Below are 12667 nucleotides of genomic sequence, written 5' to 3'. Positions count from 1 at the left end.
GTTCCGTGGTGGACGGGTAGTGGCTTGCCGGGCACATGCCCTGTTCCTAGAGTTCTTGAATGACCCTCATCCAGGAGCCGCTCGCCGGGCTGGGCGCCTTCGTGCGCACGCTTGAAACGGGCAGCTTCAGCGCGGCGGCCCGGGCGCTCGGCGTGTCCCCTTCCGCGGTCAGCAAGACGGTGGCCCGCCTGGAGGGCCGGCTGGGAGTCCTGCTCCTCCAGCGCGGCACGCGCCGGCTCCAACCCACGCCGGAGGGGCTGTCGCTCTTCGAGCGGGGCCAGCGCATCGTGGCGGAGCTGGAGGCGGCGCAGGGCGAGCTGCGCGAATCGAAAGGCCCGCGGGGGCCGCTGCACGTCACCGCGCCCATGGACCTGGGCCGCTACTGGCTGGTGCCGCGCCTGCCGGCGTTCCTCGCCGCGTACCCGCAGGTCCAGTGCGCGCTGGGGCTCACGGACCGCTTCATCGACCTGGTGGAGGAGCGCGTGGACGTGGGCCTGCGCATGGGGGAGAGCGCGGACACGCGGCTCGTCCGCCGGAGGCTGGGAGCGTCGCGCGCGGTCATCTGCGCGTCGCCCGCGTACCTGCGCCGGCACGGCACGCCCCGGAAGGTGGCGGACCTCCAGCGCCACGCGTGTCTGGCCTACCTGCGCGACGGCCAGCGCGTCCCGTGGCGGCTGGATGGCACGCCGGTGGACGTGCCCGGCCCGTTCGCGTCCGACAACAACGAGGCCCTGCTGGCACTGGCGGTGGAGGGCGTGGGCATCGCGCGCATCCCGGAGTTCGTCGCCGCGCAGGCGCTGGCCTCCGGAGGGCTGCGGGCCGTGCTCGGTGAGGTGGACTCACCGGGGCCGGACGTGTTCGTCGTCTATCCGGAGCGCCGGCACCTGTCGCCACGCGTCCGCGTGTTCGTGGACTTCGTGGCGGAGGCGTTCGCGCGCGAGCAGCCGAGGCCGGGCACGAAGCCCCGGCCCCGGCGGTGAGTGGCGGTCAGTAGATCTTGTCGCCCTTCTGCACGCCGAAGGGGGACGCCGGCATCTCGACGCCGTTCACCGACGTCCCGCCGTTGTGGATGGCGGGGAACATGGGCTCCATGCTCTGCGGGAACCCGAACGTGGGCTTCGTGAGCTCGTCCAGCCGGGCCAGCTCCTCGGCCGTGAGCTTCACGTCGGCGGCCTTCAGGTTGTCCTCGAGCTGCGCCATGCGCCGCGCGCCGATGATGGTGGACCCCACGCCCGGCTTCGCCATGACCCACGCCAGCGCCACGCGCGCCGGGGTGCTCTCGTGCGCCCGGGCGATGACCTCCAGCGCGTCGACGACGGTGTAGGTCTTCTCGTTGAGGAAGGGCTCGATGAAGGCGCCCCGGTCGCCCTTCAGCTGTCCCGCGTTCTTGCGGGTGTACTTGCCGCTGAGCGCGCCGCTCTTGAGCGGCGACCAGGGGGTGATGCCCAGCCCGTGCTCCAGGGCCATGGGCACCAGCTCCTGCTCCACGCTGCGCTCGAGCAGCGAGTACTCGATCTGCAACCCGATGAAGGCGGACCAGCCTCGGAAGCGCGCCGTCATGTTCGCCTCGACGATCTTCCACGCCGGCGTGTCGGAGACGCCGATGTAGCGGACCTTGCCGGCCTTCACGAGGTCCTCGAGCGCGGCCATCGTCTCGTCGATGGGCGTGTGCCTGTCCCAGTTGTGCAGCCAGTACAGGTCGATGTAGTCGGTCTGCAGGCGGCGGAGCGAGTTCTCGCAGGCAGAGATGATGGACTTGCGGCCGGAGCCGCCCCCGTTCGGGTCGCCGGGGTAGAGGTTCCCGCTGAACTTCGTGGCGATGACCAGGCGCTCACGCCGGGCAGGGTGCCGTCCGACGTGATCTCCGATGATCTTCTCGGAATGGCTCTTCGTGTAGAAGTTCGCCGTGTCGATGAAGTTGCCGCCCAGCTCGATGAAGCGGTCGATGATCCGCTCGGACTCCTCCACGCTGGTGCCCCAGCCGAGGTCTTCACCGAACGTCATCGCACCGAGGCACAGCGGGCTCACGCGCAGGCCTGAGCGGCCGAGCGTCACGTAGTGGTTGAGCGACATGCGAGCTCCAGGGGTTGTGCTACCGTTTTGGGAGGGCCGGATTGGTTCCGCCTTGAACTGATTTAATTTTGTACCAATTTCCGCGCAAGGTCCCATGTCGAGAATCGACCCGGCGAAGATCTGGTCGCTGAACTACAACCTGCTGATGTCGGTCATCTCCGGTGTCTCTCCGGACATCTCCGCGCTGGGGCTGGAGGTGAAGGAGCTGTTCGTGCTGGCGCAGGTGGAGGAGACCCCCTACCCGGCGGAGCTGGCGGCGGTCCTGAGCATGCCCAAGCCGACGGTGACGGTGTACGTGAAGCGGCTGGAGGCGGCGGGCTTGCTTCGCCGGGAGATCGACTCCAAGGACCTTCGTCGGCACCGGCTGCTGGTCACCCCCGCCGGGCGCAAGGTGACGGCGCGGGGCCTCGCGCTGTTGTCGGACGCGTTCGGCGCGCGGCTTGGCCGCCTGAGCGCGGCGGAGCAGGCGCAGCTCTGGAGCCTGCTCGAGAAGATGAGCTGACGGTGCCCCGGGGCAGCAGCACGCCCGGCTGCTTGCATCCCGCGTTTGCCCTGGTTGTATTCCCCCCGATGCCGAGGCGGGTTCGAGCCCGGCGGGGGTTCCCTACACATGCGGACGCGTCGCGCGGGTGAAGTGGTGCTGGGTGCAGTGGTCGGTCTGTGGCTCGCGGCCTGTGGCGGCGACAAGGTGCAGGTCCGGGGGCACGTCACCAACGGTGGCGGTCAGCAGTCCCAGGGGCTCACCGACGGCGCGCCCGCGCTGGGAGGCGACGGGACGGCGTCGGCCACCACCACGGTGCGGATCAGCCGCGTGGTGGCGGCGGGCGACCTGACGACGCTGGCCGAGGCCGACGTCGCGGCGGACGGCAGCTACACGCTGGAGCTGGACGACGCGGGGCAGCGGCTGATCATCGAGGCGGTGAACAAGTCCGGCGTCACGGTGGGCTCCGCGCTGCTGGACTCCACGGCGCCGCAGTCCGGGCAGGACGTGCGCACGGCGCCGCCCATCACCAGTGAGTCCTCGCTGGAGGCGGAGGTCTACGTCCAGATGGTGCGGGACGGGGAGACGCCGGACAACGTGGACACGGTGGACCTGCGCGCGCGGCTGAACGTGGAGCAGGCCGCGGCGGTGCGCGGTCAGCTCAAGGAGACGGCGACGGAGTCGGTGAAGGCGCTCGGCGCGGCGGTGCGCGCGGCGCAGGCGACCCGGATCAAGGCGTATGCCCGCGCGGGCGTGGTCATCACGCAGGACCAGCTCTTCAGCGCGTCGCTGGACGCGGCGGCGAAGCTGGACGCCGCGCTGGACGCGGGTGGTCAGGCGGCGCAGGCCTATGACGCGTTCTTCGCGGAGGTGCGTGCGGCCACGCCCCAGGCGAGCGACGTACAGGACCAGCAGGCGGAGCGGGAGGCCAGCGTGGCCTATCGCATGACGGTGGATGCGCGGCTCTCCACCGGAGCGGGGGCCGCGGTCGCGGACGCATCGGCGCGCTCCGCCGCCGCGCTGGAGGCGCGAGCCACCGAGGCCGCGGTGAAGGCCCTGCTCCAGGCCGCCAGCGCCACGGACACGGTGCTGGCCCAGGCGAACACCGCCGCCACGGCGCTGCGCACGAACCTCGCCGGCGCCACGTCGGCCGGTGCGGCCGCGACGGCCTGGACGTCCTTCGATGCCCAGCTCGCCACCAGCGGCAGCGCGTCCGTGATGGGCGCGTATCTGGGGGTCACGAGCAGCAACCAGCTCGCCTTCGACTCCGCGGTGAACTCGGGAGCGCAGGCGAGCGCGGCGCTGGATGCCTCGCTGGGCACGGTGCTGGAGCAGGCCGGGAGGATTTCAGCGGCGGCGCTCTCTGATGCCGTGGTCAGCGCCTTCACCACGTATGACGCAGCGGCCCGCGGGAGCGCCGCCGCGACCCTGACGTCCTTCGGCGCCAGGACGAACACCGGCGTGGAGCTGCTGATCATCTCCCAGGGTTCGTTCCGACTGCGGTAGGCAGAATGCCAGGAGCCCACTTCCGTCCGGACGTGGCCCCGGTGTCAGGTAGCGAGGCCTTCCTTCCATGGATGGCTTCACACATCCTGGATGACCATAGGAGCCTCAGCAGTGGCGCGCCCGTGAAGCTCCATGGACGCCCTGATGACGCTCGGGTGAGGGTGGAGGCGGATGAATTCGGAAGAGCCATGGAGAAGCTCGCCCTGGCATTGAGGCCCTCCTCGCAGCCCCAAGAGGCCGCTCGCAGACTCTGGGAGGTGGAGCCGCGCAGTGGATCCTACTTGTTTGATCCGCGCAGCCGGCGCATCACAGCGCTCGGTCCATCCGAACATCCGGAGTCTCAAGCCTTTGACCCGGATGCGGAGCTGACGCGTGCCTACCTGCGTTGGTGCGAGCGTACGGGCAGGCATGGCGACTGCCTGCGCCTGTTGGTGGAGGGTTCCTCTGTCACCGGGGATGGGCGCTATGCGCTGGCCATGGCACTTGCTCAGGGCGTTGTCCTGGAGGAGATGCAGGAGGCCTTCAAGGACATGGCCGATCCCCAGGCCATGTTGACGGCGGTCCTATGGACCTGGACCACGTACCTCATCCTGCTCTCGGTGCCCGAACCCTTCTCCAAGGGACTCGCAGCCGTGATGACCGCCACGCTCATTTCCTACGTGGGGGTCGATACCTTCTGGTCTCTCATTGTGGGCTTCAAGGAGTTGGTAGAAGCCGCGGACCGGGCCACCACGTTTGGCGCGTTGCGTGAGGCGGGTGAACGCTACGGCAAGGTCATGGGCCGAAACGCCGCCCGAGCCTTCGCCCTGCTGGCCACCGCGGCCATTGGCACCACTGCCTCCGGCCTGGCGGCGAAGGTACCGGGGCTCCCAGCCTCCGCCCAGGCTGCCATGCAGGCGGAATCCCAGATGGGGCTTGCGCTCACGGCAGTCGAGGGCGTGAAGACGGTCACGGTAGGCCCATCCACCGTCACGCTCTCCCTCGCTCCGAGTGCCGTAGCAATGAGCGCGCAGGACACGAACAGGCAGGCGGCATCCGCGCACGGCCTGGGCATCCCAGAAGGAAGGGCGAAGCACATCTTCCGCTCCGCCTCCGGCCATCTCCCAGATACCCCCACCAATCGACGGCTGCTTCAAGAGCTGGCTGCGGATGAGTCCGCAAGGCTTGGAACAGACCGGTTCGGCAACATGTGGTCCGCGAGGCTCAATCCGGATGGCACTCAGCTTTGGGTGCAAGTTCGAAAAGGAGAGATCATCAATGGGGGATTGAATCCGGTCGCTCGCGATTACAACACCCAGATGGGGCTTTCCGCTCCCACCCGCCCCTGAGGCCGCCATGGAAGACGTGCTCACGATCAAAGAGGCCTACGCGGCGATGTACGAGTACCTGAAAGGGCAGTACGAGATGAATCCTTCAGACGAGCTGGGCGGCTTGTTGGGCAGCATGTCCCTGCTCGACGATGGCACGCCCGCGGACGCTGCCCTCTGGGCGGACTGGATGCTTGCGGTGCGAAAGGCACGGCAGGGTGCCGTGGACATGAGCCTGAAGCTTGAGCAGGAGTGAGGCCCAACGGGGCCTCAGCCTGGACCGCCCTGCTCCTCCCGCCGCAGCGCCCGGTCCAGGACGAAGGTCCCGAACGGCACCAGCGACGCGCCGAACGCCGCGAGCGAACGGCGCGCGGGCCAGCCGTGTTCGGACGCCGCCCGGAACAGGGACGACACGAAGAGCAGGAAGAGGAGCCCGTGGACGCTTCCTGCGATCCGCACCGCCAGGGGCTGCCCCAGCAGGTACTTCACCGGCATCGCGATGAAGAGCAGCCCCAGGAAGGACATCCCCTCCAGGAAGGCCACCCACCGCAGTTGTCGCAGCGCACTCATGTGTCCACCCAGGGCCAGCGCGGCCGGAAGACCATCAACACCAGGACCAGGAAGAACGGCACCGCTGCCATCAGCGCACCCGGCAGCGTGCGCCGCTCGCGGGTCGCCATGGCCACCAGCGACAACTGCGACACCAGCGACAGCGCCAACCCGCCTGATATCCACGCCTCCGTCAACGCGATGTTGAACTGGAGCGTGAGCAGGTAGCCCGCCGTCCATGTGATCACCAGCCCCGGCGACGCGATGGCGTGCACCGCGCGCTTGCGGTCCTGCGACGTCGTCGCGGCCAGCGCGCCCACGAGCCCGCCGCCGTAGAGCACCACGCCCACGAACTTCAGCAGGAGCAGCAAGCGGTAGATCAACACCCGGCACCCTCACCGTGAATCCGTCAGTCCCCGTCCGTATGCCACGCGTGCACCCCGCACCGTGAGTGGCGGAAACGCCATCTTTCGACGGCTTCCCGCCACGGGCCGCCTTGGCGGGAACACCCCTCCCCTGGCATCTTCCCGCCATGCATACCGTGGCCATCGTCGCGCTGGATGGAGTGGTGCCCTTCGACCTCTCGATTCCCACCGAGGTCTTCCGCCACGTGCGGCTCCCCTTCGGCGGCCCCGGCTACCAGGTCCGCGTCTGCGGCCTCACCCCGGAGGTCCACGCGGGCGCGTTCCGCGTGAAGACCCACCATGGCCTGGGCTCGCTGGCGCGCGCGGACACCATCTTCCTCCCGGGCATCATGGACCTCTCCGAGCCCGTCCCTCCCGCGCTCGTGAAGGCACTGCGCGCAGCGGCCGCCCGGGGCACGCGCATCGCCTCCATCTGCACCGGGGCGTTCCTGCTGGCCGCGACGGGGCTGCTCGACGGGCTGCGCGCGACCACCCACTGGATGGCCGCGGAGGAGCTGGCCCGGCGCCATCCCGCCATCCAGGTGGATCCGAACGTCCTCTACGTCGACAACGGCCAGCTCCTCACCTCCGCGGGCGCGGCTGCGGGGCTGGACCTCTGCCTGCACCTGGTGCGGCGCGACCACGGCGCCGCGGTGGCGGCGGACGCGGCGAGGCTGGCCGTGATGCCGCTGGAGCGGGACGGCGGCCAGTCCCAGTTCATCACCCACGTGCCCCCCGCGCCCGAAGGCGCGTCGCTGGAGCCGCTCCTGCACTGGATGGAGGACCACCTGCACCGGCCCCTCACGCTCCAGGCCCTCGCCCGGAAGGCGGCGATGAGCGAGCGCACCCTGAGCCGCCACTTCCGGGAACAGACCGGCACCACGCCGTTGCAGTGGCTGCTCCACGCCCGCGTGCGCCGCGCCCAGCACCTGCTGGAGACCACCAGCCAGTCCGTGGAGGCCATCGCGGAGAAGGTGGGCTTCGGCTCGCTCACCACCTTCCGCGAACACTTCCAGCGCTTCGTCGCCACCAGTCCCCTCGCCTACCGCCGTGCGTTCCGCGGAGGCCTGGAAGGCGTCAGTGCTGGTGGCCGAAGCGCACCTCCACCTCCGGGTGCGCCGCGACGAACGCGCGCAGCTTCCTGAAGCTCTCCACGCTCTGGGGCCCGTCCTGCGTGAAGGTGCCCGGCTCCACGTCGTGCTCCCAGCCCCAGCGCGTGTGGCTGGCATCCCCCAACAGCAGCACCGGCCCCTTCGTGGAGCGCACGAGGTACGCGGTGCTGCCCGGCGTGTGCCCCGGCACCCAGAGCGCCCAGACGGATGCATCCCCGAAGACGTCCACCGCGCCTTCGAAGAGGCCCTTCGGATCCGCCGAGTAGTTCCACTCCGACAGCGCCGGCTTGCCCTCCAGCGCGCGGTCCGTGGCGCCCTGCACCAGCAGGTTCACGAAGGCGCGGCTGCCCGCCTCACCCGGGCCGGTGAAGACGGGCGTCCCCGCCGGCGCGTCCGCCATGCCGCTGATGTGGTCCGGGTGCAGGTGCGTGAGGAACACGCCGGAGAGCGGCTGGGGCTGCTTCGCCAGCCACTCGCCCAGCGGCGCCAGCACCTTCATCTTCTCCATGTGCATCGCGCTCGCCACGACGCCGCGCAACGCCGAGCGGTCGGGCGCGTCCCGCAGCGCCGTCTCCACGCCGGTGTCCACGATGTACAGGCCGCGCGTCGGGTGGCGCAGCGCATGGAAGAAGACCTGGATGGGCTCGTCTCCGTCCTCCAGGTGCGCCGCCTTCGCCGACGGGTGCTCCAGGTTGATGAGGCCGCCGCGGTCCACGGCCCAGTCGCACGACGCCACGGTCTCCAGTTCCACCGGCCCCGGCACGTCCAGCTGCGCGAGCAGCGCGTCCGCGGGCCGCGTCACGCCGAGCGCGGACTTCTGGACGGCATGAGAGGACGTGGCGCAGCCGGTGGTGAAACCCACGACGGACAGGCAGAGCGCGAGCAGGGACGACTTCATGGCGGGGACTCCTTCTTGCCGGGCCCGGGACACCGGGCGTTCGGGACAGGCGGCAAGATGCGGGATGCGTCCGTGGATGGAAATTGCCGAAAACGGCATGATGCCATCCATTCATGGATATCTCCTGGGACGACGCCCGGCTGTTCCTCGCCATCGCGGAAACGGGCAGCTTCAGCGCCGCGGCGCGGCGGCTGCGCATCGGTCAGCCCACGGTGAGCCGCAGGCTGGCCGCGCTGGAGTACGCGGTGGGCTCGGCGCTGTTCCGCCGCAGCGTGGATGGAGCGGCGCTCACGGCCGCCGGTGAGCGGCTGCTCGTGCCCGCGAAGAAGATGGCGGAGTGGGCCGGAGAGCTGCACCGCGCGGCGGAGTCCGCGGACAGCTCACCCCGGGGCATCGTGCGCGTGACGGCCACGCCCTACATGAGCTTCGACTTCGTGGCCCCCTTCGCCGCCTTCGTCGCCCAGAAGCACCCGGGCCTGCGCCTGGAGGTGCAGTCGCAGATTCAATACCTGGACCTGGGGCGCGGCGAGGCGGACCTCGCGCTGCGCGGGCGGCTTCCCACGAGCGCGGACCTCAAGCTCGTGGACACGCTGGAGGTCCCCAACGCCGTCTTCGTGTCCAAGGCCTTGAAGGCCCGGCTGCCCAAGAAGGTCACGCTCCAGCAGCTCCCCTGGGTGGCATGGGCGCCGCCCTTCGAAGCCGTCCCGCCCAACCCCCAACTGGAGTCGATGATCCCCGGCTTCGCTCCGTCGTTCACGGCGGACAACTACCTGGTGATGCTCGCGGCGGCGGAGGCCGGGCTGGGCGCGATGGTGATGGCGCGCATGGCGCACCGCTTCACGCGTCCGACGCAACTGGTCCCCCTGGACGTGGACCTGGGCCCCTTCTCCCGGAGCCAGACGCATCTGGTGTGCGCGAAGTCCGCACTGGATATTCCCCGGGTCCGGCGCGTGTCGGAACTGTTGTTGGAGGAGTTCCAACGGATTCGCGTGGGTCTATGAAAACCCACAACGGCCGGCAGCCCGCGTATGGTGCCGGCCATGCAATCCGCTCGTCCCGCCGCCGCATCCTACGTCCTCATCGACGCCGAGAACGTCGACTGGGCCGTCTCCAACATCGTCGGGCGCAAGCCCGAGCCCCAGGACCGGGTGCAGTTCGACCGGCTCGTCGCCTTCTGCGACACGTACTTCCCCAAGCCCGTGCGCTGCGTGGTGGTGCTCAACGCGCGGGGCGAGCAGCTGCCGGACGCGATGATTGGCTTCGTGCGCGCGCTGAAGTCCGCGGGCTGTGAGGTCGCGCTGCTGCACGGCCGGCCGGATCAGAAGGTCGTGGACCTGGGCATCCTGAAGCTCCTGGAGAACATCCGCACCCAACGCCCGGGAGCGGCGGTGGGCCTGGCCAGCCACGACGGCGCGGACTTCGCGGAGGCGCTCAAGCCCCTGCTGGAGGAGAAGCGCCAGGTCGCCGTGCTGGGCCTTCGCGAGTACGTGAGCCAGCGCTTCCGCGAGCTCACCCCGCTGGGCCTGAAGGTCGTGGACCTGGAGCTCAACGCCCGCGTCTTCCAGCGTCCCCTGCCCCGGCTCCTGCCGGTCAACGTGGACGAGTTCGATCCTTCGCTGTTCGTCTAGTCGCGCTTCCCACTCCGGAGTCCGTCCATGTCATCCGAGTCCGTCCCCCGGCGCGGTGCCGCCTCCGCTTCGCTGCATGCCCTGCTGGAAGCGGAGTGGCAGTACTCCCTCCAGCAGTACCCCACCTATGCGTCGCTGCTGGGGGACCGGCGCTGGAATGACAAGTGGGACGACCTGAGCCTCGCCGCGCTGGAGGCGGATCACCGGCACAGCCACGACGTGCTGCGCCGGCTTCAGGACGTGGACCGCGCCGGGCTGGACAGCGACGCGGACCGGCTGCACCTGGACCTCTTCCGCCGGATGCACGAGACCTGGCTTGAGGAGTACGGGGTGAAGGCGCACCTCCTGCCCCTCAACCAGATGGGCGGCCTGCCGGAGGGGCTCAAGCAGCCGCCGGGACTCCAGACGGCGTACCAGTTGGCGGACACCCTGCGCTTCGAGACGGTGCGGGACTACGAGGACTGGGTGAAGCGGCTGGAGGGCTTCGGCGCCTACGCGGATCAGGTGGTGGCGCTCATGCGAGAGGGCATGCGCCAGCACCGCATCCACCCGCGCATCGTGCTCCAGCGCATCCCGCCGCAGCTGGAGCGGCAGGTGGTGAAGGACCCGACGCAGAGCGGCTTCTACGGGCCCTTCACGCGCATGCCGAAGGACTTCCCGCCGGAGGACGCGCGGAGGCTGGCACAGGCGGGCCGTGACGCCATCGCGAACACCGTGGTGCCCGCGCTGAAGCGCGCCCTGGACTTCGTCGTCACGGAGTACCTGCCCGCGGCCCCGGAGACCGTGGGCGTGTGGCAGTTCCCGGACGGCGAGGCGATGTACACGGTGCTCGCGCGCCGGCACACGACGACGCGGCTGACGCCCGATGAGATCCACGCGATGGGGCTCGCGGAGGTCCAGCGGCTGAGCGCGGAGCTGGACCAGGTGATGGCGAGCACGGGCTTCACCGGCACGCGGCAGGCCTTCTTCGACCTGCTGCGCACGGAGCCACGCTTCTACGAGCCCACGGGCGAGTCGCTGCTCGCGCGCTACCGGGCACTGGCGAAGCGCATTGATCCGCTGCTCGAGCGCCTGTTCCGGACGATGCCGAAGAAGCCCTACGTCGTCGAACCCATCCCGGAGGCCATGGCCCCGGACGTGACGACGGGGTTCTACTTCCCGGCCTCCGCGGACGGCTCGCGCCCGGGCACCTTCCAGGTGAACCTCTACCGGCCGGAGACGCGCCCCGTCTGGGAGATGGTGCCCCTGACGCTGCACGAGGCCGTGCCCGGCCACCACTTCCAGGTGTCCCTGGCCTCCGAGCAGACCGACGTGCCGGACTTCCGCCGGTTCACGTCCTACGTGGCCTTCGACGAGGGCTGGGCGCTTTACAGCGAGTCGCTGGGTGAGGAGCTGGGCCTGTACGACGACCCTCACGACAAGTTCGGCCAGATTGCCTACGAGATGTGGCGCGCGGTGCGGCTGGTGGTGGACACCGGCCTGCACGCGAAGCGGTGGACGCGGAAGCAGGCGCTGGACTACTTCCTGGAGCATGTCCCTCGCCAGGAGCTGGACCTCACCAACGAGCTGGACCGCTACATCGCGTGGCCGGGCCAGGCGCTGGCGTACAAGGTCGGCCAGCTGCGCATGCGCGCGCTGCGCGACCGGGCGGAGGCCGCGCTGGGCCAGCGCTTCGACGTGAAGGCCTTCCATGATCAGGTGCTGCTGACGGGCTCGCTGCCGCTGGACGTGCTGGAGGCGAAGATCGACGCGTGGGTGGCGCGGGAGTCCGCGTGAAGCGTCCGCTCGTCGCCGGGCTGGTGCTGGGCGGCGTGGCCCTGCTGGCGATGGCGGCCTGGGTCGCGGTGCGCAGCGCGCGCTACATCTCCCAGGAGGTCCACCCGCCCCGGCAGCCGGTGGGCAGCCCTCCGGGTGAAGCGGAGTTCGCCGGCCTGCGGGACGTGACGTTCCAGGACCGCGACGGCCTCCAGCTCAAGGGCTGGTACCTGCCGCCGCGCGACGGGGGGCTCGTCGTCCTGGTCCATGGCCTGTCGGGCAACCGCACGCAGCTCCTGCCCGAGGCCCGGTTCCTGGCGAAAGCCGGGTACGGGCTGGTGCTCTTCGACCTGGGCGCGCACGGCGAGAGCGATGGAACGGTGTCCTCCTATGGAGACCGCGAGGCCGCCCAGGTCAGCGCGGCCGTGGACTTCGCCACCCGCCAGCCGGAGGTGGACGCGAAGCGCATCGGCGCGCTCGGGTTCTCGCTGGGGGGCTACTCGGTGCTGAAGGCGGCGGCGGAGGATCCGCGCCTCAAGGCCGTGGTCGTGGAGGCGGCAGCCGTCGCTCCCGCGCAGGCGCTCCAGGATGAGCTGGGACATTGGGGCCCCCTGGGCCTGTGGCCGGCGCTGGGCGTCATGAAGCGCGCGGGGGTGGACGTGAACGCGGTGCAGCCTGCTCGTGACATGGCCAGGCTGGCCGGCCGCCCCGTCCTCCTGGTGGCCGGAGCGGCGGATCCCTGGGTGCCGGACGCCGCGCTGGATGACCTGTTGCGGCAGGGTCAAGGCCCCTGGGAGAAGTGGCGTGTCCCGGGGGCGGGTCACGAGAATTACCTCCAGGCCGCTCCGGAAGAATATCCACGCAGGGTGCTGGCGTTCTTTTCGCGCTTTCTCTGAATGCGAAGGCTGGGGAGCAGCCAAGGGGCCTTCCGGTCGTAAGGAATCTGCCCGGGCG

General features: G+C 70.1%; 13 protein-coding genes and 1 pseudogene. 10 read left to right on the top strand and 4 right to left on the bottom strand.

Going from position 1 to position 12667, the window contains the following annotated elements; all coding sequences use genetic code 11:
- Positions 1 to 59: 59 nt before the first annotated feature.
- Complete coding sequence (locus JYK02_RS08370) at positions 60 to 980, top strand: LysR family transcriptional regulator (RefSeq protein ID WP_207050363.1); 921 nt, start codon at positions 60 to 62, stop codon at positions 978 to 980.
- A 7-nt stretch (positions 981 to 987) separates the two neighbouring features.
- Here the strand turns inward: JYK02_RS08370 and JYK02_RS08365 are convergent, their stop codons facing one another.
- A complete protein-coding gene (locus JYK02_RS08365; protein ID WP_207050362.1) occupies positions 988 to 2073 on the bottom strand; it encodes an aldo/keto reductase in 1086 nt (361 codons plus the stop codon).
- Positions 2074 to 2167: 94 nt separating this feature from the next.
- Between JYK02_RS08365 and JYK02_RS08360 the strand changes: the two genes are divergently transcribed.
- The 4 genes and pseudogenes from JYK02_RS08360 (at position 2168) to JYK02_RS08345 (ending at position 5623) form a co-directional block, all read left to right on the top strand.
- Positions 2168 to 2575 (top strand): MarR family winged helix-turn-helix transcriptional regulator, encoded by a 408-nt coding sequence (locus JYK02_RS08360; RefSeq protein WP_207050361.1) that lies wholly within the window; start codon positions 2168 to 2170, stop codon positions 2573 to 2575.
- 108 nt (positions 2576 to 2683) lie between these two features.
- Positions 2684 to 4060, top strand: a complete 1377-nt coding sequence (locus JYK02_RS08355; RefSeq protein WP_207050360.1) for a hypothetical protein — start codon at positions 2684 to 2686, stop codon at positions 4058 to 4060.
- Positions 4061 to 4215: 155 nt separating this feature from the next.
- Positions 4216 to 5079, top strand: a pseudogene (gene sitA5, locus JYK02_RS08350) (SitA5 family polymorphic toxin); the annotation flags it as partial.
- A gap of 316 nt (positions 5080 to 5395) precedes the next feature.
- Positions 5396 to 5623: a hypothetical protein gene (locus JYK02_RS08345; protein ID WP_207050359.1), complete on the top strand. Its 228-nt coding sequence runs from the start codon at positions 5396 to 5398 to the stop codon at positions 5621 to 5623.
- 14 nt (positions 5624 to 5637) lie between these two features.
- On the opposite strand, the gene JYK02_RS08340 is transcribed toward JYK02_RS08345, so the two are convergent.
- A complete protein-coding gene (locus tag JYK02_RS08340; protein WP_207050358.1) occupies positions 5638 to 5937 on the bottom strand; it encodes a DUF3817 domain-containing protein in 300 nt (99 codons plus the stop codon).
- Positions 5934 to 6302, bottom strand: a complete 369-nt coding sequence (locus tag JYK02_RS08335; RefSeq protein WP_207050357.1) for a hypothetical protein — start codon at positions 6300 to 6302, stop codon at positions 5934 to 5936. The genes JYK02_RS08340 and JYK02_RS08335 overlap by 4 nt, the downstream gene beginning before the upstream one ends.
- Positions 6303 to 6448: 146 nt before the next feature.
- Between JYK02_RS08335 and JYK02_RS40370 the strand changes: the two genes are divergently transcribed.
- On the top strand, positions 6449 to 7465 hold the full coding sequence (locus tag JYK02_RS40370; protein ID WP_207050356.1) for a GlxA family transcriptional regulator: 1017 nt from the start codon (positions 6449 to 6451) through the stop codon (positions 7463 to 7465).
- Here the strand turns inward: JYK02_RS40370 and JYK02_RS08325 are convergent.
- Positions 7398 to 8330 (bottom strand): MBL fold metallo-hydrolase, encoded by a 933-nt coding sequence (locus JYK02_RS08325; RefSeq protein WP_207050355.1) that lies wholly within the window; start codon positions 8328 to 8330, stop codon positions 7398 to 7400. The genes JYK02_RS40370 and JYK02_RS08325 overlap by 68 nt on opposite strands.
- Before the next feature lie 113 nt (positions 8331 to 8443).
- On the opposite strand from JYK02_RS08325, the gene JYK02_RS08320 reads away from it, so the two are divergent.
- The 4 genes from JYK02_RS08320 to JYK02_RS08305 are packed head-to-tail and all read left to right on the top strand — an operon-like array spanning position 8444 to position 12609.
- Positions 8444 to 9331, top strand: a complete 888-nt coding sequence (locus JYK02_RS08320; protein ID WP_207050354.1) for a LysR family transcriptional regulator — start codon at positions 8444 to 8446, stop codon at positions 9329 to 9331.
- 39 nt (positions 9332 to 9370) lie between these two features.
- Positions 9371 to 9958: an NYN domain-containing protein gene (locus JYK02_RS08315; protein WP_207050353.1), complete on the top strand. Its 588-nt coding sequence runs from the start codon at positions 9371 to 9373 to the stop codon at positions 9956 to 9958.
- A gap of 27 nt (positions 9959 to 9985) precedes the next feature.
- Positions 9986 to 11734 (top strand): DUF885 domain-containing protein, encoded by a 1749-nt coding sequence (locus JYK02_RS08310; RefSeq protein WP_207050352.1) that lies wholly within the window; start codon positions 9986 to 9988, stop codon positions 11732 to 11734.
- The gene (locus tag JYK02_RS08305) at positions 11731 to 12609 is read left to right on the top strand and encodes an alpha/beta fold hydrolase (RefSeq protein WP_207050351.1); all 879 of its coding nucleotides are present in this window, start codon (positions 11731 to 11733) and stop codon (positions 12607 to 12609) included. The genes JYK02_RS08310 and JYK02_RS08305 overlap by 4 nt, the downstream gene beginning before the upstream one ends.
- Positions 12610 to 12667 lie beyond the last annotated feature (58 nt).

Origin of the sequence: Corallococcus macrosporus (genome assembly GCF_017302985.1) — a bacterium.
Taxonomy (GTDB): Bacteria; Myxococcota; Myxococcia; order Myxococcales; family Myxococcaceae; genus Corallococcus; species Corallococcus macrosporus_A.
This window is presented reverse-complemented; position numbering and strand designations above follow the sequence as displayed.

What these genes read in the sequence shown, in the direction of transcription:
- JYK02_RS08370 (WP_207050363.1), top strand. Translation starts at nt 60, where the DNA reads ATGACCCTCATCCAGGAGCCGCTCGCCGGGCTGGGCGCCTTCGTGCGC.
- JYK02_RS08365 (WP_207050362.1), bottom strand. Translation starts at nt 2,073, where the DNA reads ATGTCGCTCAACCACTACGTGACGCTCGGCCGCTCAGGCCTGCGCGTG.
- JYK02_RS08360 (WP_207050361.1), top strand. Translation starts at nt 2,168, where the DNA reads ATGTCGAGAATCGACCCGGCGAAGATCTGGTCGCTGAACTACAACCTG.
- JYK02_RS08355 (WP_207050360.1), top strand. Translation starts at nt 2,684, where the DNA reads ATGCGGACGCGTCGCGCGGGTGAAGTGGTGCTGGGTGCAGTGGTCGGT.
- JYK02_RS08345 (WP_207050359.1), top strand. Translation starts at nt 5,396, where the DNA reads ATGGAAGACGTGCTCACGATCAAAGAGGCCTACGCGGCGATGTACGAG.
- JYK02_RS08340 (WP_207050358.1), bottom strand. Translation starts at nt 5,937, where the DNA reads ATGAGTGCGCTGCGACAACTGCGGTGGGTGGCCTTCCTGGAGGGGATG.
- JYK02_RS40370 (WP_207050356.1), top strand. Translation starts at nt 6,449, where the DNA reads ATGCATACCGTGGCCATCGTCGCGCTGGATGGAGTGGTGCCCTTCGAC.
- JYK02_RS08325 (WP_207050355.1), bottom strand. Translation starts at nt 8,330, where the DNA reads ATGAAGTCGTCCCTGCTCGCGCTCTGCCTGTCCGTCGTGGGTTTCACC.
- JYK02_RS08320 (WP_207050354.1), top strand. Translation starts at nt 8,444, where the DNA reads ATGGATATCTCCTGGGACGACGCCCGGCTGTTCCTCGCCATCGCGGAA.
- JYK02_RS08315 (WP_207050353.1), top strand. Translation starts at nt 9,371, where the DNA reads ATGCAATCCGCTCGTCCCGCCGCCGCATCCTACGTCCTCATCGACGCC.
- JYK02_RS08310 (WP_207050352.1), top strand. Translation starts at nt 9,986, where the DNA reads ATGTCATCCGAGTCCGTCCCCCGGCGCGGTGCCGCCTCCGCTTCGCTG.